The sequence below is a fragment of the Psychrobacter sp. AT9 genome (assembly GCF_047272965.1).
GTDB lineage: Bacteria > Pseudomonadota > Gammaproteobacteria > Pseudomonadales > Moraxellaceae > Psychrobacter > Psychrobacter glaciei.
In genome coordinates, this window is sequence record NZ_JBKOTW010000001.1 from 956,249 (window position 1) to 978,387 (window position 22,139).

At 47.3% G+C, this 22,139-nt stretch carries 29 protein-coding genes; 26 read left to right on the forward strand and 3 right to left on the reverse strand.

Annotated elements, in window-relative coordinates; all coding sequences use genetic code 11:
• Nucleotides 1–8 precede the first annotated feature (8 nt).
• The 14 genes from ACMFL8_RS04170 (at nt 9) to ACMFL8_RS04235 (ending at nt 12,635) form a co-directional block, all read left to right on the forward strand.
• Entirely contained in the window at nt 9–1,685 is a 1,677-nt protein-coding gene (locus ACMFL8_RS04170) for a DUF935 domain-containing protein (protein ID WP_413190173.1), read from the forward strand.
• A complete protein-coding gene (locus ACMFL8_RS04175; protein ID WP_413190174.1) occupies nt 1,685–3,025 on the forward strand; it encodes a phage minor head protein in 1,341 nt (446 codons plus the stop codon). The genes ACMFL8_RS04170 and ACMFL8_RS04175 overlap by 1 nt, the downstream gene beginning before the upstream one ends.
• A gap of 176 nt (nt 3,026–3,201) precedes the next feature.
• Nucleotides 3,202–3,672: a phage virion morphogenesis protein gene (locus tag ACMFL8_RS04180; RefSeq protein WP_413190175.1), complete on the forward strand. Its 471-nt coding sequence runs from the start codon at nt 3,202–3,204 to the stop codon at nt 3,670–3,672.
• 400 nt (nt 3,673–4,072) lie between these two features.
• On the forward strand, nt 4,073–5,272 hold the full coding sequence (locus tag ACMFL8_RS04185; protein WP_413190176.1) for a phage protease: 1,200 nt from the start codon (nt 4,073–4,075) through the stop codon (nt 5,270–5,272).
• A gap of 94 nt (nt 5,273–5,366) precedes the next feature.
• Complete coding sequence (locus ACMFL8_RS04190; protein ID WP_413190177.1) at nt 5,367–5,840, forward strand: hypothetical protein; 474 nt, start codon at nt 5,367–5,369, stop codon at nt 5,838–5,840.
• A 64-nt stretch (nt 5,841–5,904) separates the two neighbouring features.
• The gene (locus ACMFL8_RS04195; RefSeq protein WP_413190178.1) at nt 5,905–6,813 is read left to right on the forward strand and encodes a Mu-like prophage major head subunit gpT family protein; all 909 of its coding nucleotides are present in this window, start codon (nt 5,905–5,907) and stop codon (nt 6,811–6,813) included.
• Between the two features lie 85 nt (nt 6,814–6,898).
• A complete protein-coding gene (locus ACMFL8_RS04200) occupies nt 6,899–7,330 on the forward strand; it encodes a gp436 family protein (protein WP_413190179.1) in 432 nt (143 codons plus the stop codon).
• A 25-nt stretch (nt 7,331–7,355) separates the two neighbouring features.
• A complete protein-coding gene (locus ACMFL8_RS04205) occupies nt 7,356–7,985 on the forward strand; it encodes a phage protein Gp37 (protein WP_413190180.1) in 630 nt (209 codons plus the stop codon).
• Nucleotides 7,986–8,027: 42 nt separating this feature from the next.
• The gene (locus ACMFL8_RS04210; protein ID WP_413190181.1) at nt 8,028–8,744 is read left to right on the forward strand and encodes a hypothetical protein; all 717 of its coding nucleotides are present in this window, start codon (nt 8,028–8,030) and stop codon (nt 8,742–8,744) included.
• A gap of 33 nt (nt 8,745–8,777) precedes the next feature.
• Nucleotides 8,778–9,578, forward strand: coding sequence for a phage tail protein (locus ACMFL8_RS04215; RefSeq protein ID WP_413190182.1), 801 nt, complete (start codon nt 8,778–8,780; stop codon nt 9,576–9,578).
• A gap of 9 nt (nt 9,579–9,587) precedes the next feature.
• The gene (locus tag ACMFL8_RS04220; RefSeq protein WP_413190183.1) at nt 9,588–9,968 is read left to right on the forward strand and encodes a hypothetical protein; all 381 of its coding nucleotides are present in this window, start codon (nt 9,588–9,590) and stop codon (nt 9,966–9,968) included.
• A gap of 39 nt (nt 9,969–10,007) precedes the next feature.
• Nucleotides 10,008–10,334: a hypothetical protein gene (locus ACMFL8_RS04225; RefSeq protein WP_413190184.1), complete on the forward strand. Its 327-nt coding sequence runs from the start codon at nt 10,008–10,010 to the stop codon at nt 10,332–10,334.
• 17 nt (nt 10,335–10,351) lie between these two features.
• On the forward strand, nt 10,352–10,570 hold the full coding sequence (locus ACMFL8_RS04230; RefSeq protein ID WP_413190185.1) for a hypothetical protein: 219 nt from the start codon (nt 10,352–10,354) through the stop codon (nt 10,568–10,570).
• 10 nt (nt 10,571–10,580) lie between these two features.
• On the forward strand, nt 10,581–12,635 hold the full coding sequence (locus tag ACMFL8_RS04235) for a phage tail tape measure protein (protein ID WP_413190186.1): 2,055 nt from the start codon (nt 10,581–10,583) through the stop codon (nt 12,633–12,635).
• On the opposite strand, the gene ACMFL8_RS04240 is transcribed toward ACMFL8_RS04235, so the two are convergent.
• Complete coding sequence (locus ACMFL8_RS04240; protein ID WP_413190187.1) at nt 12,626–13,234, reverse strand: hypothetical protein; 609 nt, start codon at nt 13,232–13,234, stop codon at nt 12,626–12,628. The two genes, ACMFL8_RS04235 and ACMFL8_RS04240, sit on opposite strands and share 10 nt — an antisense overlap.
• A gap of 24 nt (nt 13,235–13,258) precedes the next feature.
• Nucleotides 13,259–13,768, reverse strand: a complete 510-nt coding sequence (locus tag ACMFL8_RS04245) for a hypothetical protein (protein ID WP_413190188.1) — start codon at nt 13,766–13,768, stop codon at nt 13,259–13,261.
• Between the two features lie 75 nt (nt 13,769–13,843).
• Here ACMFL8_RS04245 and ACMFL8_RS04250 point away from each other — a divergent pair, with 75 nt between their 5' ends.
• Complete coding sequence (locus ACMFL8_RS04250; protein ID WP_413190189.1) at nt 13,844–14,053, forward strand: hypothetical protein; 210 nt, start codon at nt 13,844–13,846, stop codon at nt 14,051–14,053.
• On the opposite strand, the gene ACMFL8_RS04255 is transcribed toward ACMFL8_RS04250, so the two are convergent.
• Entirely contained in the window at nt 14,048–14,341 is a 294-nt protein-coding gene (locus tag ACMFL8_RS04255) for a hypothetical protein (RefSeq protein WP_413190190.1), read from the reverse strand. The genes ACMFL8_RS04250 and ACMFL8_RS04255 overlap by 6 nt on opposite strands.
• Before the next feature lie 159 nt (nt 14,342–14,500).
• On the opposite strand from ACMFL8_RS04255, the gene ACMFL8_RS04260 reads away from it, so the two are divergent.
• The 11 genes from ACMFL8_RS04260 to ACMFL8_RS04310 all read left to right on the forward strand — a co-directional run bounded on the left by ACMFL8_RS04260 (nt 14,501) and on the right by ACMFL8_RS04310 (nt 22,123).
• Nucleotides 14,501–15,712: a DNA circularization protein gene (locus ACMFL8_RS04260; RefSeq protein ID WP_413190191.1), complete on the forward strand. Its 1,212-nt coding sequence runs from the start codon at nt 14,501–14,503 to the stop codon at nt 15,710–15,712.
• On the forward strand, nt 15,702–16,769 hold the full coding sequence (locus ACMFL8_RS04265) for a phage baseplate assembly protein (RefSeq protein ID WP_413190192.1): 1,068 nt from the start codon (nt 15,702–15,704) through the stop codon (nt 16,767–16,769). Before ACMFL8_RS04260 ends, ACMFL8_RS04265 begins: the two co-directional genes overlap by 11 nt.
• 7 nt (nt 16,770–16,776) lie before the next feature.
• Nucleotides 16,777–17,244, forward strand: a complete 468-nt coding sequence (locus ACMFL8_RS04270; protein ID WP_413190193.1) for a phage baseplate assembly protein — start codon at nt 16,777–16,779, stop codon at nt 17,242–17,244.
• Between the two features lies 1 nt (nt 17,245).
• Entirely contained in the window at nt 17,246–17,620 is a 375-nt protein-coding gene (locus ACMFL8_RS04275; protein WP_413190194.1) for a phage GP46 family protein, read from the forward strand.
• The gene (locus tag ACMFL8_RS04280) at nt 17,620–18,666 is read left to right on the forward strand and encodes a baseplate J/gp47 family protein (protein ID WP_413190195.1); all 1,047 of its coding nucleotides are present in this window, start codon (nt 17,620–17,622) and stop codon (nt 18,664–18,666) included. The genes ACMFL8_RS04275 and ACMFL8_RS04280 overlap by 1 nt, the downstream gene beginning before the upstream one ends.
• The gene (locus ACMFL8_RS04285; protein ID WP_413190196.1) at nt 18,663–19,193 is read left to right on the forward strand and encodes a hypothetical protein; all 531 of its coding nucleotides are present in this window, start codon (nt 18,663–18,665) and stop codon (nt 19,191–19,193) included. Before ACMFL8_RS04280 ends, ACMFL8_RS04285 begins: the two co-directional genes overlap by 4 nt.
• Before the next feature lie 9 nt (nt 19,194–19,202).
• Nucleotides 19,203–20,009: a phage baseplate protein gene (locus tag ACMFL8_RS04290; RefSeq protein ID WP_413190197.1), complete on the forward strand. Its 807-nt coding sequence runs from the start codon at nt 19,203–19,205 to the stop codon at nt 20,007–20,009.
• A gap of 154 nt (nt 20,010–20,163) precedes the next feature.
• Nucleotides 20,164–20,388: a Com family DNA-binding transcriptional regulator gene (locus tag ACMFL8_RS04295; RefSeq protein WP_413190198.1), complete on the forward strand. Its 225-nt coding sequence runs from the start codon at nt 20,164–20,166 to the stop codon at nt 20,386–20,388.
• A complete protein-coding gene (locus tag ACMFL8_RS04300) occupies nt 20,339–20,512 on the forward strand; it encodes a hypothetical protein (RefSeq protein ID WP_413190199.1) in 174 nt (57 codons plus the stop codon). Before ACMFL8_RS04295 ends, ACMFL8_RS04300 begins: the two co-directional genes overlap by 50 nt.
• Complete coding sequence (locus tag ACMFL8_RS04305; RefSeq protein WP_413190200.1) at nt 20,509–21,600, forward strand: GNAT family N-acetyltransferase; 1,092 nt, start codon at nt 20,509–20,511, stop codon at nt 21,598–21,600. Before ACMFL8_RS04300 ends, ACMFL8_RS04305 begins: the two co-directional genes overlap by 4 nt.
• Entirely contained in the window at nt 21,593–22,123 is a 531-nt protein-coding gene (locus ACMFL8_RS04310) for a formyltransferase family protein (protein WP_413190201.1), read from the forward strand. The genes ACMFL8_RS04305 and ACMFL8_RS04310 overlap by 8 nt, the downstream gene beginning before the upstream one ends.
• Nucleotides 22,124–22,139 lie beyond the last annotated feature (16 nt).

The following is a 22,139-nucleotide window of genomic DNA, read 5'->3' on the forward strand; positions in this document are numbered from 1 at the left end:
GATAAGTAATGTCATTTTATGCTGCACTAAAACAAGCACCTGCTGCCCTCAAACCTGTGGCTCAAAAACAGCTCAGGCGCTTACTTGGCTCACAAATTAAATCTGCTGATGAGCGCGCGCACGTATGGGAGCGTCCTGAGCTGGCACATCCTGCGGTGGGGCTGACGCCTGCTAAGCTACATCAGCTATTGACTGGTGCAGAGTCGGGCAACATGAATGATATGCTGGCGCTGTTTGAGGACATGGAGGAGCGTGACAGTCATATCTTTGCGGAGCTGGATAAGCGCAAGCGTAGCCTGCTATCACTTGACTGGTATATTGCGCCGCCAGAAGGTGCCAGCGCTGCGGAAAAAGAGCAGGCGGCGACTGTCCAAACGCTGATGCATGCGATAGATGATTTTGATATGGTCATCAAAGATGCGCTAGATGCCATTGGAAAAGGATTTAGTGGGCAAGAGATCAATTGGGTACGTGATGGTGCTACTTGGTACGCGGAGTCGCTTGAGTTCCAAATCCCGCAAAGGTTTGTCATCGGTGCGGATAATAAAACATTGATGATGGGCAATGGTATCGATGATCCTGAGCCATTGTGGGATTATGCGTTTTTGATGCACACGCATAAAGCTAAAAGCGGCTATCTGGTGCGCGGCGGGCTGCATCGTATACTCGCGTGGCCTTACGTGTTTAAAAACTACTCTGTCCGTGATTTGGCTGAGTTTTTGGAAATCTACGGATTGCCTATGCGCCTAGGTACGTATCCAGCGGGTGCTACGGATAATGAGAAATACACCTTGCTCAAAGCGGTGATGGACATCGGGCATCGTGCAGCGGGTATCGTTCCGCAAGGCATGCAAATCGACTTCAAGGAAGCCGCAAAGGGTAACAGTGATCCGTTCGAATCCATGATTAAATGGTGCGAGATGAGCCAGTCTAAAGCCATTCTTGGCGGTACATTGACCTCGCAATCAGATGGTAAGTCGTCCACCAATGCGCTGGGGAATATCCATGAGGTCGCACGGCTTGAGATTCGTGATAGTGATGCTAAGCAGCTGGCCTCAAGTCTAAGCCGTGACATTGTGGCGTCACTCATGCGTCTCAACTATCCGAGTGTGCATCCGCGCCGCTATCCTAAGTTTGCCTTTGATCTATCCGAGCCTGAGGATATCACCACATTTAGCGAGGCGATACCTAAGCTGGCGGGTATCAACGGTATGCGCATCGGTGCAGACTGGCTGCACGGCAAGCTCAATATCCCTATGGCGGGTAAAGATGAAGCTATTTTGACAGTGGGCAACACGCCAACGCCAACAGCATTGACGGCGGCATTGAGTGCTCATCAAGCCGCACTCGCCGCACAATCTAACCCTGTTGCTACTGAGCGCAATAACATTAATGATGCGGAGCGCGGTATCGATGAGGCAACAGCGGATGAGACCTATGCGCAAAACATCGCGGAGATGAGCGTCACGCTGGGGCAAGCGATGGTCGATAAGCTTGCTACTGCCAACAGCTATGATGAGGCGTTGGCGCTATTGTCATCAGCACAGCCGAATCAGGCAGTGGATGAGCTATCAGTTAATCTTGAACAGTATCTGACGGCTGCTGGTCTTTGGGGTGCGCTACATAGTCAATCACTACCACAACCGTTAGATACTGCCCTAGATGGTACAGATGGAGCGTCCTAATGGCTAAATCTAACGCTCCAACTCTGAGCACTATGTTCAATCGCCGTCCCGATGAGGCTATTAAATATCTACAAGATAAGAAACCCAAAGCCAGTATCGACTATCTCGAAGTACAGGGCCGCGCGCATGACCATGCGTTTGTGATTGCTAAGATGACGGATATGGATATGACCGCCAAGGTGCAGCAGTCTCTGGTTGCGGCGATGGATCAAAGCTTGTCGTTTGATCAGTGGCAGGCATCTATCGAGCCGTATTTGAAGGAAAAGGGCTGGTGGGGCAAGCAGGATATGATTATGGACGATGGCACGATGAAAAAAGTCCAGTTGGGCAGCGACCATCGTCTGAAGACTATATATGATACCAATGTCAATCAAGCCTATCATAAAGCGCGCGAACATAAGGGTGACTACGATATCTATCCGTATGCGATGTGGGTGTCGCGCGGTGACAATCGCGTGCGTCCGAGTCACCAAGCGCTTGATGGTCAGATATTCCGCCGTGATGATTCTTATTATGAGTCTATCAAGCCGCGCAAGGCATGGCGCTGTCGCTGTGATGAGATATTGCTGACCGCAGAGCAAGCAGGTGCGTACGGCGCGATGGACAATTACACGATACATGAAGATATCAGCTCATATGTCACGACTGAGTCTGTGACTGTGCAGGGTGTAAATGGCGCGTATACCGCACCTGTCAATATCATGCGTCTACCTAATAAGCCTGCTTATCGTACTGATCCGGGCTGGATACATGCGGGCGATACGCTGCCCATGCAGCCGATGCTCGACAAAGCGGGACAAGTACCCGCGATGCTGGGTGCAAACAGTATGCAAGCGGTGCTTGCACGCGAATCGGTGCTTAGCCGTTTTAATGAGGACGTCAAAAACTGGGTCAATAGCGTTGATCCGGCAAGGCCACGTGGTGAGTTTCGTCATGTGGGGGTGGTGCGTCCTGAGTTTATACAAACGCTAGCTGCGCAAAAAGGACTGGAGCTGGAGAACGCGGTCGTCACGTTGCATGATCGTATCAGCTTGCAGCATTTAGCACGCGCGCATAAAAATCATGACCCTGAATGGGTGGCGAACATCGTGCGCAATATGACGGCGAAGCATGAGCTGTATTGGGATAATATCAAGCAAGCGCCCGTATTAGTATTTGATGCGGGTGATGATAAGTATAAGTTGATCGTGCATTTGAACGAGCGTGTCAAAGGGCGGGATGTTGTGGATGCTAAGCAAAATTATATAGGTAATGTGATACGGACTATCGGTGTTGATACCGCGACCAATATCGAAAAGGGCAAGAGTTTTACGCTGTTAGCAAAAACTAAGAAGTTGTAGTAACTGTATGTAATAGCTATATGTAGTAGCTATAAAAGGGGGCACTGGGTGGGACTCGAACCCACATTAGACGGATATGCTATTGGCACAACCAGATCTCATTCCTATTGAGTACACAGTGCTTGATTTTAGCATAACGTCAATGGCTATCGATATCAACCCTAAAAGGTCAGTATATGGCAACGTCAACGATATTAATCACGGATGAGCTGCAGCGCGTCATCATAGATGCTTCGCGTCGATTAAAGGATACCCATCCGCTGATGCGTGGTATTGCCACGCAATTACTCACGCAGACACAGTTGAACTTCCGTGAGCTTGGTCGTCCTGACCAGTGGGCGGATCTTGCGCCAAGCACGGTTAAACGCTATAAGCGGCTGGGTATTAGCACCGATGGTCTGCTGCGGCGCTCAGACTCGCTATACGATAGCTTACAGATATACAGTGATGCAGAAAGTGCCGGTATTAGTGCTGGTGGTGGTAATCAATCAGGAGCGTATGCGCGTGCGCAACAATATGGCTATATGCAAAATAATCTACAAGCTCGTCCGTATATACCTATTGATAAAAATAACAATCTACATAAGCCTGCTGCTAAGGCTATCGGCGATGTCACTAAAGCGTATCTACGCCGCAGTTTTAGATAATGCTAAGCGCTGGTGCTGAATAAGTCACTCAATGTATGCGCGTTGCATAGCGTTAGAGGGTGGTTAGATTGCATCATATTGATTGATAAAAACAAAATGCCGTCATTATACGTCAATAATAATAAGCGCCCTTAAATGGGCGTTTTTTTGTGGGTGATGCTAAATACTCAGGTGCGAACTCGGAACTGTGTCCCGTGCGTCCCGCGCGCGCGTTTTGTGATGATGGAACTCTATTGAAGATATACCGTGTATTCAAACTTGTGGAGATCCTTTGAATGGGATTTCTATTGCGGGGCTAAAGAAGCAATGCTTTTTTTACACGCTCCTCAGGAGGTGTTATGTAGTCGTATCTTAAACTCAAAGACTGTCTAAGACAAACCATAAAACGATAAGAGATGCTATGACTATCTACCAATCAAAATCTAAGTCTAAGTCGAACAAGCTGCCTAACGGCGGTGGCTATATCGCCATGCTTACAGGTGAGGGCAAGGTGGGCTTGACTGGTGCTGACTCGCATATCGCGGCGTTATCGCTAGAAATCGTCAGTAATACCAGTACGCCTGCAGGTTACTTTTTGGTATTCCCTGAAGGGGAAACCCGTAGCGGTGACGGCTCTGGCCGACCAACGGAGTGTGACAGCTGGAAGCTCAACCCAAGCAATGGCTCTGCGCTAGCTACGCTACTAAACGCGCGTCCGCTGGACATGGTGGTGGACTATGAGCATCAAACCCTAAATAAAGAGCGCAATGGTCAACCTGCTCCTGCAGCGGGCTGGCTCGCAGCCGGTCAGTTTGAGTATGTCGATGGAGTAGGGCTATGCAATAAAGCGCCAAGCTGGACACCTAAAGCCACCAAGTCTATCTCTGAGCGCGAGTATCGCTATAAGTCACCTGTCATCGCCTATAACGCTGAGGGTTATGTCACTGATGTCATGAATGTGGCGCTGACCAATCAACCGGCGCTGCTCACGCTCGATGAGCTAACGGCGCTGTCCGCTCGCCACTCAAACCACTCCAATCAAACAGAACAGGAAACTGAAATGAAACCTTTACTTGCTTATGTCATTGCTTCGCTTGGTCTTGCAGCCACGGCTACTGAAGATGAAGCGGTCACTGCGCTAACGGCGCAAGTCGATGACTTTAAAACCAAAGCGACTGAGTCAAAAGTTGCTATCGATGCGGACAAGCCATTGGCGGCGTTGTCTAGCGTGTTCACCAACACTGCTACGCCTGATCCTGCTAAGTACGTGCCTGTCGAAACAATGACACAAACGGTCGCAGCATTAAATGCGCAAATCACGACACTGCAAGGCAATCAAGTCGATCCTAATGCTGCGCTACTTACTGCCGCATTATCAGATGGTCGTTTATTACCCGCGCAAGCAGCGTGGGCAAAATCTTATGCTGCATCTGATCCTACAGGGTTTAAAGCATATTTAGATAATGCGCCTGTCATCGCTGCATTAAGTAGTAAGCAAACGCACGGTAAGCCTGATCCGGTATCTGGTGACAAAATCACCGCTTTATCTGCTGACCAAAAAGAGGTTGCAGACGGTATGGGCATCTCGCACGCGGATATGATTACCCAGCTAAACGTTTAAGCGTCCTATTGCTATCTAAACCATAAAGCTAAAACCGAGACCTACAGTTCGACCAATTAATCAGATATTACCAAATAGACAAAAGGATAAGACCATGCTCAATACACCATACCGTCAGGGTATCTCTATTCCCCTAATGATTGCCGCCGCTACCATCATCACTGAAGGTGAACTGGTCGCGGTTGATAGTGCTGGGGAAGCTGTGCCGGCAACCGATGCTGATGCCAAATATCTAATGGGTCGTTCGGAGACAACAGCTAGCCCTCAAACGCCAGCTATTAATAACACAATCGTGGTCACGCGCAATCGTCAGTTCTTGCTCGCTAACGATGCAACCAATCCTGTCACGCAAGCTGATATCGGCTCAATCGTGGTACTGACAGGCAAAAATATGGTCGGTAAGTTTACCGATGGCGACCCCGCTATTCTCGGCGTCGGTGCGCTGATGGGCGTGGATTATAACGGACAAGTGTGGGTTGAGGTGGGCAGTGCGCCAATCGGTAAGATCGGTACCAGCATTGATGCACCGCCTAGAACTGGTGACGACACTGGCGGCGGAACAACGTAACAAACGATGTGTTAACCGCTACCGCTAAAGCAACTCATTATCTTATTAACATCAAGGACACACTATGAACGTTAACTCGCAAACGCTAAACGCTATCGCTGCTGGGCTTAAGAAAGTCTATAACGATACATTTAGTAAGACTGAAAGCTTTCACAAGAAAGTAGCGATGGTCGTGCCAAGCTCTAACTCACAAGAGACCTATGCGTGGCTACAAAATATGCCGCGTATGCGTAAATGGGTCGGCGATAAAGTCATTAACAAATTGTCTAAACAAGGTTATAGCATCGTTAACGATGACTTTGAAGTGACGGTCGAAGTCAAACGTAATGATATTGAAGACGACAACATTGGTCAGTATAACAATATGAGTCAGCAAGCAGGTTGGTCAGCCAAGCAGCTACCTGATGAGCTAACTTCTGAGTTAATCAATCAAGGTCAAACCAGCCTATGCTATGACGGCAAGCCGTTCTTTTCGAGCACTCATCCTGTCACTGTAAAAGGTGAAGATAAGACCATGAGTAACGTACATAACAAGGCGTTATCAGCAGCAACACTTGCTGACGCTAAAGCCAGCTTTGGGGTTGGTCGTACTAAGATGCGATCGCTTACAGATTATGAAGGTCGTAATTTGAAGGTCAAGCCGAATCTACTGATTGTAGGACCCGATCTGGAAGATACTGCGCGCACCTTGCTCACTGCCGATAAATTGGAAAACGGCGATCAAAACATCTACAAGAATACGGCTGAGTTGCTGGTCATCGATGATCTAACAGCTGGTACTTGGTATTTAGAAGATACCTCTATGCCGGTCAAGGCTCTGATTATCCAAGAGCGTAGAAAGCCTGTATTTGTCTCGCAGACTGATCTGAACGCGCCTGATGTGTTTTTGCGTGCCACCTATAAATTTGGTGCTGAAGCGCGCTATGGTGCAGGCTATGGCTTTTGGCAGTTGATGCTAAAAGGCTATGCATAATATTGGCTTGGTCTGGCGTCATGCATAAACGCTGGCGTTAGATTTTATGATTTATCAGCGTTGATCTAAACATAGGATGGCACGGATGGGCAGTTACGCAACGACGGCATCGATGATTACCCGATTCGGCAATGAAGATCTGGTCGAGATTACCGACACAGAAGTGCCGTACACGGGTGAGATTAACCTTATCAAGCTACAGGAAGCTATCGAAGCCGCTAATGCTGAGGTGGATGCCTATCTTGCCAAGAAACTGCATGTACCGACGGTGCTTAACTCCGCATTTGTACGGATGATGGCGTGCGATGTCGCCCGCTATCACGTCGCACTCGGTAATGCGCGGGTCAGTGAGCGCGATGAAAAACGCTACGATCTGGCTGTTAAAAACCTAAAAGCGGTCAACAAGGGTGAGATTGGCATTGGCGCTGCTACGGCTGAGACTGAGGCGTTGCCTAGTATCAATCTGGCGCAGATGACTTCGGGTCGCCCTAGTGTATTTGGCAATAACCATTACTAATGGTCAATACTAAAAGGCAGTAACTATGCTGGCACAGATCGAACAATCCATCAAAGACACGCTACATGCTTATAACCAAGCACACGGTGGTGGGTTTGTGCGTGCGATCAAAAGCTATGCTGGTGACTTTGACGCTGAGTCTCCCGATGAGTTTGCACAAGTAGTGGCGTCGTTCCCTGCTATTTGGGTGACGTTTAAATCATCAAGCAAACCTAAAAAGGTCGGTGCAAAAAAAAGAGAGCGGTCTTATGTTTTTACTGTACTGGTGGGTGCAAATAGTGGTCGTCGAGAGGAGACGAGCCGCCAAGGCGCGTTCAAGGCTGATGGCACGATGCTCAATATCGGGAGTTATCAATTGCGTGCCTTGGTTGAGAATGCTTTACAAGGTAATCGTCTGGGGCTTGCCATTACGCCGCTTGAAGATGGTGAAATCAACATGCTATTTAATTCAAAGACGCAGAATCAGGTTGTCAGTGTCTTGGCGTATGACTTCCATACGAGCGCCACCATTAGCGATCCAGACCGTGACGCTGATGTGCCTTATATCGAGACGGTCAATATGGACTATGTCTACTTTGACAGTGGCGGTAATACGGTCGATAACCCGCGTGTACTAGCGCAAGATAAAATTAATTTAGCCTCTTTAACTGTCTAATCTAACGCTTTCTAATACTGACAAAAACACTAAGGAATACTAATGCAACGTATGCCAGGTATCTATACCGCTATCAATACGCAGACGCAGCGCACCGGTCTGCCGAGTCAAAACCATCGTATTGTGTTCGTCACTGGGGATGCTGCCGCGCCTGTTAATCCAACGCCTGTCTATGATACGGCAACGGCTGATAGCATCATCGGTACTGATTCGAATGCTGGTCGTATGATGGCTGCTGCTCTGACTGTGTCGCAGGGGGTGCGCGTTGATGCTATGGGAAAGTCTGATGCGGGTGGTGGATTTAATCCTATAGTTTGCACCCCGACCTCTGCTGACTTTGCATCAGACTACCAACCTAGTTTTAGTGGCATTACTGCTGTGCACGCACGCTATCGCATCAATAATGGTGGATGGATAGATTACGAGGCTGAGGTTGGTGTGGACACTCCAACGCAGGTGATCGAAAGATTTGTAAATTCAATAAAAGATACCTCAGGTCAAAAGCTTATAGCAACATCATTTGATACTGAGCCCACATCAACACCTTTTTACTGTCCAGGTGGGGATTCCGCCATCTATAGCGGTGCTGACCCCGAGTCCCCTTTGGTCAGCTTTACGCAAATGTCTTTTGATAGACCTCTAGCTACAAAAATAGATTTTGCTGTTACGGCAACACGACCAAATGACTTAGTGGCCACGATGTTTAATAGTGATCAGACTGTAATTTCATGCGGACTGGCTTTTTGGGCATATAGATAAAATTTAGTCAATCAACCTTAGAAGGGAAAAACCATGGCAGCAAACCAAATCCTTGCCCCACACGGGCACTCACTCATCGCACTTGATGCGCCAATTACGCTCGAGGCTGACGCTGATACGTGGGTTGAGCACTTAGACTTTGTATCATCAAAGACTGAACAAAACGATGCCATCCTAATCGTACCGTTCGATGATGTCGATGAGGCTACTGCTTTTGCTGCGTTCCCTGCGGTTAAGAGCTGCTACCGCATCATCGCTGTGTGCTATCACGGAGCGATTGGCTTTGAGCCAGAGCTGTCAGCAAGTATTGCAGCGACTATCGCCGCTGAAGCTGATCCAGCTCTGCCGTTTAACGGTTGCAAGCTACCAGCGCTGCCCGTCGTTGACGGCAGTCTACGCTTAACCAAAACGCGCATCGAGCAGGCGCTCAACGACGGCGTGGCAATGGTTACTGTCGGGCACGACAGTAAGCCTGAGATTGTGCGACTAATCAGTACATACCGCACCAATCCAGTGACTGGTCAAGCCGATGATCTATTGCTAGACATTAACGGTGCGCTAGTACTGCGTTATGTACGCCGCGATCTACGTGCAGCAGTATCAGCAAATCCACGCCGCAAAAATACTGACGCATCCCGTCGAGACTTACGCAGTCTGTTTCTTGACCGTTGCCTAAAAATGGACGATGCGGAAATACTTGAGCACGTGGCCGCTACCAAAAACGAGCTGACGGTTATGCAAAGCACGACAGATAAGACAGCGGTAGATGCTCGTATTCCGTCGCATTGGGTGCGCGGTATGCATGTTATTAACACCACGCTAGACGTTTATTAAGGATCAACTATGAGTGAATCAGATGTAGTCGGCACAATCGTGCTAACAGTGGACGGGCGTGAGTTTGACTGCGCGTCGGTCAGCCCTAAATTCACGACTGGTAAAAAGCCAGTCGCAACCATGAATCGCCAAGGACGTACACGTAAAAAAACTAAAACTACTAGCTCTATCACGCTGTCGGTCGAAGTCATCATCCCCGAGACGGGCGATATAGCTTGGGAAAATATCGAAGATGGACGTATCACGGTTGAGTCGCTCGATGGGGGTCATCGCACCACTTATACCGGCTGTGAGGCCACGGACGTGTCAGAAAGCTATAAGCTCGACGGCGAGGCGACGCGCTCTATCGAGATGTTTGCGCTGGATAAAATCAGTGAGGGCGCTGCATAAGCGCTGGGCTAAACGTTAACTATATAAAAAGGTAATAAAATGACAGCATTAAAAAAGACACCGACACCTGATGTCCATGAAAAAGTTAAACTGCCCGTAGGCGTGACTATCGATGGTAAATGTTATAAGGACATTGAGCTACACCCTGTCACTATCGGTGCAAGCTATGAGAGCCAAATTGGCGCAAGAGAAACGGACTTACTCGCTATCATCGATTTATCAGCAATGATCTATGTGCCAAAGCTTGATCGCAAGCTCACATACGATGAGGTGCATAGCATGAGCCGCCAAGATGGATTTAAAATTGACCATCACCGCGTTTTACTGGAAAAAAAAGAGCGCGATCAAGCAACCAAGTACGCTTAGTCGGTCTATTGGTCAAGATGGGCGTACCCTACGCAGATGCGTGGGATATGCCTGCTGATATGGCGTTAGATATGCTCGGTCTATCGACTAATACGGCTAAGTCTAAACAGCCTAATAATACTGAGCCGCTACCTAAGACGCTCGTTAATCAGCATCCAAAACCTACCGTCACCGTCCCGCGTAAGCAGGTCGCTACCCGCCGAAAATCCCAATTAGATAAAAGCTCAACCACATAAGGCATCTATTATGTCGACTCAAACGGTCAGTCTACGCTTACTACTCACTGGCAACGCTGGTGCTGAGCTACGTCGTATCGCGGCTCAGCAGCGCCGTGATACGCGTACGATCAATGACATGAATCGCCTCGGACTGCGCACTCAGCGTCAAGTACGTGATGAGATACGCAATCAAGAGCGTGCCTATCGTCGTCTGCGTGCGTCTGGTACGGCATCGACTAATGATCTACGACGTGCACAGCGTCAACTGCGTGAGGAGGTGCGCCGGCTAAATAGTGAGTTGCGTACGTCGGGCAGTCTAATGGGTAAGATGCAAAAAGTCGGTGCGGTGGTAAGCGGTGCGGTGGTAGGCGCTGCTGTGGTGAATAGTCAGATTAAGCCGGCGCGGAATTATGATAAGCAATTGGCAATGACAGCCGGTACAGCAACCTTCGGTCAAGGTATGAGCGTCGCTGAACGTAAGCTCATCAAAATTGAGCTGAACGACACGGTGAAAGATGCGGTGCGCGTAGGTGGTGGTACGCGGGAAGGGGCTATTGATGCTGCTGATGCTCTAATAGCGAGTGGCGCTTATGATCTAAAGTCAGTGCAGCAGGTGCTGGCTACTACTCAGCGCGCCTCCTTTGTAACGGATGCTGCCGCAACGGATGCGGCTGCCGTAACCTTGCAGCTCAAAAACTTCGGACTGAGTCCTAAAGAGATATCTCGTGGTCAAGATATTGCGGTGGCGGGTGGTCAGCTGGGTGGTTTTGAGTATGACACGATGGCGCAGTATCTGAGTCGCCAGTTGCCACTTGCCAAAAGTGCAGGCTATGGTGGTATTGAAGGTCTAAAGAAGATTGTCGCGCTCAATCAGGTGGCAATTAATACGGCTGGTAATCAAGATGAAGCCGGTAATAACGTCGTTAATCTACTGCAGAAAATTAACTCACGTGAGTTTGCTAAACAAATCTATAAGCAAGTTGAGCCACAAAAAGGTGATCCAATTGATAAAGATGGGGGTCTGCTATGGGCTGAATATGCGCGTAACCAAAAGGCTCAAGGTGTAGACCAGATTGATGCATTCGTTGGTTTACTTGAGCGTCAACTGGCTGGTAATAGCGGATATCAAGCGCTAAAGCAGCAAGCAGGTAATGCCAAGGGTAAAGAGGCGCAAGCACTATACGAACAAATGAGTGAGATGGTCGAAGGCTCAAATCTCGGTGAGATTATCGCTGATCGTCAAGCGCTAATGGCTGCCTTGGCTATCAGTACCAATGGTAGTGAAAACGACCGTATCAAAAATGGTCTTAGTGGTGCAGATGGCACTGTTGATGGGTTATATGAGCTGTTCAAGGATGATGAGTGGGCAACAGCTATGGATCGGCAGCAAGAGCAGCTGAACATCAATTATAATCTCTATACTCAGGTAAACGAGCAGCTTAGTGGATTTAATCAGTCGCTGGGCGGCTTTATGGAAAAACATGAAGGGCTGGCGTCGGCTGCTTATGCTGCAGGTCTTGCCTTAGCAGCAGTAGCCGCTGCTGGAGTGGTCGGTTCGCTCGCTGGTGGCGCGGGTGCAGGAGCGGCAGGTGGATTGCTAGGTCGGATCGGTGGCGGGCTGGCTGCAGCAGGCGCTGGCGCAGCCGGAACGGCTGGTCTCGCTGTTGCAGGTGCGGGTGCGGGTGGTTATCTTATTGGTACTGGTATCAGCGGAATGATTGAAGGCACGGTGGCTCAAGATGTCATCGGTGAGAAGATAGCGCAGGCACTGGCGTTATTCGGAAATGATACTGCTCAGGCCGCGGTTGAAACCAATGCAAAATATGATCAAATGATAGCGGAGCAGCAGCAAACTAAGCAGAAGCAAGAACAGATGGTCAACGAGCAAGCTCAAACAAAGCAAATTCAGTCTCACATGTCTACCCAATTGGGTATTATGACGGCTCATTTATCAAATATTGCGGCGAAGCCTGTACCAACGTTTAATCCAAATATTACGATTGCTGGGCAGCCTCTTGCGATGAATATGATGCAAGAGGTCAGTAAGCAATCTAAACGCGGTAAGTTCGGGCCTTATAGGTAACTGTTTAGGTATTCATTTATTTTAATATCGGCATCTCTATTATAAATGGTTTTTAGTAGTGAGTTTGCTCTTATCTCAGCGGCTTTTTGCTGGTCATTGCTCAGTACTTTAGCGCTACAATAGGTGTCGATGTTTGCCCCATCTAAATCATCGGCTACCTCACGGCTACCTGAATTATATAATACTAAGTACCATGCGCAGCCCTCGGAAGGTTTTGCACCAGCAATCTTAGGGTCGGTTGCATGTCCAAATGCTAAGTTGCGCTGGGCTTGGTAGTCACCGGACATAGCAAGCTCGGTTAACTTGCTTGAAGATTTTTTGTATTCATTAACTATAAATGCGTTAAGTTGTCCGGCTGTTGGTTCTGAAAAGTCCTGTAGTTTTTGTAAAGCGTGATCTATTTTTTCAGGTGTGCCTAGCAGGTTGTAGTTACTAGCAACGGCAAGTGTGATTACCTGTCGCTCATCATCAGTTAAAACTACTTCTGAATTAACACTGTTTGAATCTGTCATATTAGGCGTATATAAATTACCTACATTCCAAAAACCAGCTATAGCCAAGACTAGTATACCTAGTACTATCCAAAATCCTTTACTCATTGTTCAATCCTTTATGACCGTTTTTTAGTACTTTGCTGATTTATGTGATTTACGTTCACGCTCTTCAATGACTGATATTTTAGATTGCAGATTATCAACAGCTGATTTTTCAGCATCTCGAAGTTCAATATAGTATTGTTCTTTAGCGCTATTTTTTTCACGTTTATAAATCATCCGTAAACAGTCATAAAGCTCCATTTTTTCTAAGCTCAACCCCCAATCCACCATAATGCTACCGTATCGATGCCAACCCCATGATTTTTCGGCTCTGTCGGGTAGTAGTGCTAGTAGCTCAAAACAGCGCTGACGTGCTTCGCTAAATCGGCCTACTTTTTGTAGATATTTGGGCAGACGTTCAAGCTGTTTTACAGAGGCGAAATAGTCTGTTTGAGTGCCGACTTGCCATATTTTTTCAAGGTATTCGATAGATAGTTCAGTATTGTCTTTTGAATGGCTGGTAGCAAGTCTACCCCATTCGCGTACTTCATCTTCTTTTTCATGTTTGTTAAATACAACTTCTGCTTCTAATCTCATACCTCGGAACCCCGTCCCCAATATATTAAGGTTTTAGTATGTCATAGTAAGCATAAATCGACAAATGAGGTGGTTATGCATCAGCCCAGTCCATTAGCAGGCTCAGAAAAGCGTCCTACGCTTCAGCCATTAAGTGAAAACTGTGAATATGCAGTAGGTGTGAGTAAGTATCGACATGAGGGTGCAATCAAACCCTTAAATGACGTACCTATTAAGATTAGTGGTTCCTGTCAGATGACGCCTGAGCAGGAACAATTGATGAGTGAAGCAGTGGTTTTATTATAAGTTTTTGCAAGTCAGTTTTTTATTAATATTTCCAGCTAGCATCTGATACGAAACTGATTTTAAGAAGGGATGCCATGGTTTAGGGGCTAAAAACTCTGAACGTCCTAGAGATGTTTGCCAAATTAAGACGACTGAACCAGCTAAGCCTGCACTCTCAGCACAAATCTGAAGCTGTGCTGAAAGTTGTTCTCTTTTTTCATCAGTCCATGTTCCGACCCTACCATGGACGAACACGATAATCATGTCCTGACCTTTTTCATGTAGATGAGCAACTTCAAATTCTTGCATTTTATACTCCTTAAAGGGTTAATCTAACGCCATTATGCTACCTCTTTTTATTTAAAAAATACAGAACAATATTTTGCTTTATCGGAACTACGCTCACTGAATGAACAGCCTAAAAATAGTCATAATATCTTTATAAACTTCAATATTTTTGAGTCCACTATGGCATGGCAAGACACCCTATATGATGCGTCGTTCCGTGGCGTCCCGTTTGAGTACTTTGGCGTCGACGACAGTCAAGATAAGACGCTGGCCACGCATCAAGCGCCGTATGCCAATGACGCTGATATTCATGATATGGGGAACAATCCTAAAAATATCAGCATGACCGCCATCATAGACGGCGGTGACTATGAGCAGGCGTTAGAGAATTTGCTTACTGCGCTAGACGCTAAAGGCTTAGGTGAGCTGGTGCATCCGGTATTTGGGGCAATCACGGCGATATGTACAAGCTACCGTGTCAAACATGATAGTGAGATCGTCGATGGCTGCACCGTTGAGATGCAGTTCGTGCAGGCTAAGCCTAAGCGTACTATCCAGCATTTCATGCCTGAACCAATGCCTGCTGCTGATCAAATGGCAGATAGTGTTATTTTGGCAACCTCAGCGGAGGAGTTGACCGTTTATCAAGAGCAACTGATAGCCATCGGCAGCGATGCCGCCGCCAAACAAGCGCGTACTATCCCTGAGACTGTCCGTAGCAAATTGCGTGAAGTGCGTACCACGCTTGGGACTAATTTGGTTCGAGTTGATGATTTGCTCAGTCCGCCAGTGTGGCTAGGTAGTATCGTTAATGATGTCGATGGTATCGTTAAGATGTTACCGCTTGATTATGATCCGATGTCTAACTGGCGTCGCCTGTTTAACCGTATAAAAGCTATCGGCGCTGTGTTTGATGATAGTGATGTGCCGCCGCTACGCCGCACAGGTCAAGTACTGCCAGCAGCTATGATCAGTCGCGGGGTCATCACGATATTGCAGGGTGAACAAAAAAAACCGATGCTCACGCCCGATGATTTGATTGCTATCAATGATGAGGCGCGTTTGCAAATTCAAGACGCCATCGACCAAGTACGTGCTGATAATAACGTACAAAATGACCAAAATTTACCTGTCATTAATACTGATGTCACGCCCATCATTCGCGATCTAAAAAGGGCAGCAGCGCAGCTGCAAACGCTAACTGATGCGACCATTAACAGCCGTCCGCCATTGATTAAGTACACGGTTACGGTGCCCTGCACGTGGCGGCTATTGGCACATTTGTTATACGGTGACTATACGCGCGCGAATGAGCTGGCCCGGCTCAATCGTGGTTTGGTCGATGCGTCTGTGATTGAGGCAGGAACACAGGTAGCACGCTATGCGCGGTGACAATATAAATATAAATGAAATGGCGCTGCATATCGATGGTGTGGTGTGCTCGACATGGGATGATCTAAGTGTCGATAGTGATATTGGTGTGCCTGCGGATGCGTTTAGCTTTAGCTGGTTTGACGCTGAGCAAGATGTATTGCCCAATTATGTCAAGGCAGGCTCTAGCTGTACGGTGACATGCAGTGGTGAGACGGTACTAACAGGCATCTTAGACCGCATCGGTCAACGCGTTGGACGTACTGGGCTGATGACCAATCTGTCAGGGCGTGATTTGGCAGGGCAGTTGATTGACTGCCACGCGCCTATTGATGCCGCTGCCAACATCAGTCTGTCTGAGCTAATCAAGCGTTATGTGACGGGTGGCGACTTGGCAAGCTTGCCTATTACGATCGGTAGTGTGGCTAACGACTGGCTCAAGGGTAAGACTGGCGTCGATATTGGGGAGTCCATTTGGGATGTACTCACTGCCGCTGCGCAAGCATCGGGGCAGTATGTCTGGCTATCGGCAGATGGTGCGCTAATGATCGGTAATCCGTTCGATGTGATGCAACCTGCTGTTAAGCCTGAGTTTTATCTGTACAACGATGATAGGTACGAGCAAAACAACGTACTTGATGCTGACTATCAATACGACATTTCTAACGCGTTTAGCACGATGGAAGTGGTGGGGCAAAACGATAAAGGTAAAAACTTTAAAACCAAAGTCACGAGTGACCGTATGAGCTTGAAGCGCCACCGCATCATTAGTGATGGTCGCTCAGACACGCAAGCCGAAGCAGAGCAGTTTGCTGCTAAAGCGATGGCGGATGCTTGGCTAGATGCAAATGATTTGATGTTACCAGTGTCAGGCTGGACGCACAATGGTCAGCCGTGGCGCACAGGTTGGGAAGTAAGCTTTGATAGCAATGTCTTACCGCGTGCTGTCGGTGACTGGGTGATTTATGGTCGCACGTTACAGTTGTCACGCGGTAATGGCAAGACAGCCGAGCTACGGCTCAAGCGGCGTGAGGACTGGATGCAGCCAGTTAAATATGCTGACCTAATCAAAAAGTGAGTACAAAATGAACCCGTTTAAACAAACTCCCGTAATTCGTCAAGCGCTTATCGGAACTATCAAGCGTACAGGCAATAAAGCCTTGCAGGTATTAGGTTTGAGCGGTGAGCTGGTCGATGACGTACCATTATATCAGCAAGTGGGTTTTGCCAGTTGGTTACCAAAAGATGTAGAGGTAGTTATGCTGCCTATGTCTGGCAAGGCGCGTAATTTTGTGATTGTCGCAGGTCGTGATGCGGTGGCGGTTGAGCTAAAAGAGGGTGAAACAGTGATCTATAACCAGCATGGTGTGGAATTGCGGCTGCTAAAAGATAGGATAAAAAGTAATGTAACGCTAGAGGTAGATGGCGACATTATATCGACGGGCGATGTGTCAGACAAAACTAGCACTATGCAGACAATGAGAGATGTCTATAACATTCATGGTCATGCTGCTGATGGCACTGCACCGCCTGCGAATAAGATGGGAGCATAAGATGCGCTTTGACCAAACGACTAATGATTACACAATTGATGGCATCAATGCACCGCCATATACGGGAAAACAAGCACTAGCGGAAGCAGCTTATTTTCGTTTGTTGACGCCAAAAGGTTCCTGTTTTTCAGACGGCATGCTAGGTAGTGAATTATATAAGCTCAAGCGTAGTAAGGACGTGCCACGAATGCGCCGCCAAGCGCTCGCATGGGCAAGCGAGGCGTTAGAGCCACTGCGTACGCCATATTATCTAACCGATATTATAGTGACGACGGGCACTGTTATTACCTCAGGATATCTATTGATCAAAGCCGTGTTAACCCAAGCCGATGGCAGTCAAACAACCACTTCTATAAATGTACAGGTAGCCGGATAATGTATCAAAATCCCAAATACAGTGATATCAAAGCCGTCATCATGCAAGAGTACGTTAACCAGACTGGTATCTTGCCGCAGCGTGACTCAGATGCGGACATACGTGCATCAGGCACAGCGGCAGTTGCTGAAGGTTTGTACAGCCATCAAGAGTATATTCTAAAGCAGTTATTTATCTTGACTGCAGATGAGCCATATCTATATATACATGCCGAGCGCCTGAGCTTACCACGCCTTGACGGTTCGACTGCGACAGGGCAAGTATGGGCATCGGGCACGACTGACGGCGTGATATTACCCATCGGCAGCAAACTTACAGACGGCTTTGGGCACTATTGGCAAACCACTGCAGCCGGCACATTGTCAGCCAAAAAAGAAGTGTCCGTGCCTGTGCAAGCAAGTAATAATGGTGCGGCACTTAACTCAACTGGCACACTACGCTGGGTGTCACCCGTCGCAGGGCTGCAAAGTGTGGCAAAGGTGGACGTGATTAGTGGCGGATCAGACGGTGAAAGTCTTGAACGGTGGCGTAATAGGTTATGGAATAAAGAAAAGCTGGGGAAAAGTCTGTCACGGAATGAGGATTTACGCCAAGCGGTTTTAGGCGTGGCGGGTATAGCTAATGCTTATGTTTATCCGATTAGACGTGGTGCTGGTAGTGTCGATGTCGCTATTACGGCTCAAGGCGCAAACGGTGCGACATTACCCAGTGATAGTTTATTGGCGCAGTCTGAGCAAGTATTAAAAGACACGGCGGCTTTTTGGGAGGACGTTCGCACTTTTAAACCTACGATTGTCGCGCTCGATGTCACTGCTAAAGTCACAGGTGTCAATATTAATACGGGTGAGATCAGTGCCATTATCAATGATTATTTAAACGCTATGATACCTGCTGAGAGCTACAAAACAGCGGTATTGTATAGCCTAATTATGGCTATACCGGGAATGATTGATGTGCAATTAACGCCTAATGTCAACGTCAATCCTACGGTCAGCATGGAGCAAGTAGGCTGGATCCGCCCAGCCAATGTCACGGTGACATTATGAGCAACCATGAGACAAAAAAAATAGCAGATGTGCTTATGCATCATCTACCATACGGGGCTTATGACCATAGCCATAAAACAGTTATATATAAAGATATAGTAGCACATAGCAAAGCGTTAGAGTTGGTCAAGGTATCATCTGCGCGTATTTTTGCAGTATTAAATGGCATACCAGATGAGCTGATTGATGAGTTTGAGCGTGCATATGGATTGCCACTGCTATGTGGTCAAAGTGATGTAGGTAATACAATTGATGACCGACGCGCTGAGATTGAGCGCGTGAAGCGAGAAGGGCATGTGCTATTGAATCTGGCAGGGTTGCATAAGCTGTTTGAACGCTACAATCAAACTTTATTAGCGGTGCAAACCTATGTGCCTATGCAATGTTTAGGATCGTGTGTTGATCCACTAAATACTGCACGGCTACGATTCCGTGTGACATTGACGCTTGCTAAGCCTATCAAAGCAGATATGAGCTGTTTATCAAAAAACTACTTACCCGCCTCTCTCAGACTTGATATTAAATAAGGACAAATTATGCATCGTATCGATTCTGCCACCGCGCGTGAAAACGCCAATGGTGACGGTAAAACAGGCTTTCATGACAATGCTGATTTGCCAAATCAAGACGCTACTTACTTCACGCCTGAATGGTCAAATGCACTTCAAGAAGAAATTGCAAATGTCATTGAAGGCTTAGAGCTAACACTAGATAAGTCTGATAATGGGCAGCTGTTAAAAGCGCTGGTTCAGCAGTTTGGCGAAAAAAAGGTACTTGAGAATTCTATTAAAGAATATAAGGAGATGATTAAAGCCGACCGCGTGCGCTTGTTAGCCCTTGAAGAACGGACTTATGAAGATACGCAAATTGGCGAGCATATTTGGACTAGTGAGCATTTTTTGACGCCTGAAGATGTCACAGAATATAAAGGTTACGGTGAGTGGGAGCGAGCGTTACAAGGTCGGGTAGCGGTTGGTTTTTCTGATGACCCTGCTGATGATATCGATTTTCGCACACACGGCGCTGAATATGGCGAGCCTGAGCATACGCTGATAACTGATGAGACACCTGAGCATAAGCACAGTAAGGGTGACTTATATAATAGATTTTCAGCAAAATCATCTGATGTTCTATCTGATCCAAACAAAGCGCAATACATTGGAGCAGGTTCAGGACTAACCCCCAGCGGTCATGATAACGACAATACATCTACCGAGTATCAAACAGGCCAGATGTCTACACTTGCGTGGACTGAAAGTGAAGAGGTTACAATAGGTAGCGGTCAACCGCACAATAATATGCAACCGTCCAAGACGTTAGATTGTTGGAAACGAGTAGCATAAGTAAAACGGAGCGGTAGTACAATGCTGTAACATTGTACTACCCTCTTTGACAGACAGTACCTGTCGCAAAGCAAAGGCTCCGCCGCCGTGTACACAGCGAGCGGAGTGTAACACAGAATCTAACGCGATTCTAACGCTAAGCACAGGAAAAATTATGAAGTTTATTTCATGCCAAGAGTGCGGCAAAAACTTACTCAAAATCGGCAATTTTGACAAACTTTCTATCAAATGTAGCCGTTGCAAAACTATTAACCATTTGAGCGTCCAGAACGCCGCTAATTTCAGCAAAACAGAAGACCACGAGTCTCAAACTAAAGAAGGAATACCTCGTGGCCACACGCAAAAAGACTCCAAAGGTCGACCCAAAAGCACCTGCTAAAAACGGCTTTAAATATAAGCCTAAGTTTGGTGTCATCGTAAATTGTGATGATGAGGCTCATCAAAAAAATGTTTATGATCAGCTAAACCAACAGGGCTACAACCTTAAGGTGGTGGTGGTATGAATATTGATATCCACCACCAGTGTACCGACCATGACAGTTACCGATCAGCACGTATAAAAAGCTTATTCAACGTTGAGCAAGGTGCAAACGTTCATATTAGTGCTGACTTACCCATTGAAGATAACGATTGGCAGATTGGCGTCATTGTCGGTGGCTCTGGTACGGGCAAGACCAGTATCGGTAAAAAACTATGGCGTGGTACACCGATTCATAGCCCTAAATGGGATAAGACAAAACCTATTATTGACCAGATTGCAGCTGAAGGCAGCATCGATGATGCCACCGCGTGTCTATCGGCAGTAGGTTTAGGTACTGTACCAGCTTGGCTACGACCTTATCATGTACTAAGTAATGGTGAACAGTTCCGTGCCAATCTTGCCCGTGCCCTAGCTGATGAGCCTGAGCGATTGATCATAGATGAGTTTAGTAGCGTTGTTGATCGTCAGATTGCGTGTATTGGTGCTAACGCGTTTGCTAAAGCTTGGCGTAGAACAAAAGGCAAGCAGGCAGTGCTACTGACCTGCCACTATGACGTACTTGATTGGCTACAACCTGATTGGGTGTACGACACTTCAAAAGGCGAATTTACACGGGGGAGTCTTTGGCAACGCCCGCCTGTTACATTTGAAATCTATCAAACAAACTGGCAGTTTTGGCACTTATTTGAACCGCATCACTATCTGAAAATGCCACTCATGATCGCTGCTACCAATTATGTGGCAGTAGTAGATGGCGAACTGGTTGCTCACCTTGCGGTGTCAACGCGCCCTGGTCTCATTGAGGCACGTTCTTGTCGATTGGTTGTGATGCCTGAATGGCAAGGAGCTGGTATTGGTATGCGCTTTCTCAATCAAGTCAGTGAGCATTGGTTAAATGGTGAAAACCGTTATAACAAGCCATTACGCACTATATTCCACACCAGCCATCCAAACTTAGCGACAGCGCTAAGACGCAACCCGAAATGGACGCAGATCAGTGGGCAACTACACGGCGGCAGAGCATCACGTACGCACACCGCTGGCGGTAAATACGGTGGTCACTTTCGCGCTGTACAAGGTTTTCGTTATTTAGGAGCTAACTATGATTAAAGTGATGATAGTTGGACAGAAATGGCTCGCTGAGCAGTTACTTAAGCGCTGTGTTGGTATGGTTGATGTTGAGGTTGTATTGATATCAGTGCCGTGTATTGATGATAGAACGGCGGTACTGGCTGATAGATTGGATATTCCTGTGACTACTCATGGTAAGGTATTGATTGTAAGTGCAGTACCAGATGGTATCGATGTAATATTGATGGCACACGCCTACTGCTTTGTAGGTTCTGATGCTAGAGCTAAGGCTAGACTTGGCGCTATCGGTTATCATCCAAGCCTACTACCAGCATATAAAGGTAAAACCGCCATCGCAGATGCATTTAATGCAGGTGATGCTGTGACAGGTGGCTCTTTATATCAGTTAGATGATGGGTGGGACACAGGTGTGGTTGTTGATCAAGCTGGTGTCAACATAGATGATAACGATACTATAAAATCACTCTGGCAGGATAAATTAGCTCCGTTAGGTCTGGTGCTTTTTGAGAGTTATCTAAAGAGTATTGGGCATGAGATATAGTTATTAACTATATAGT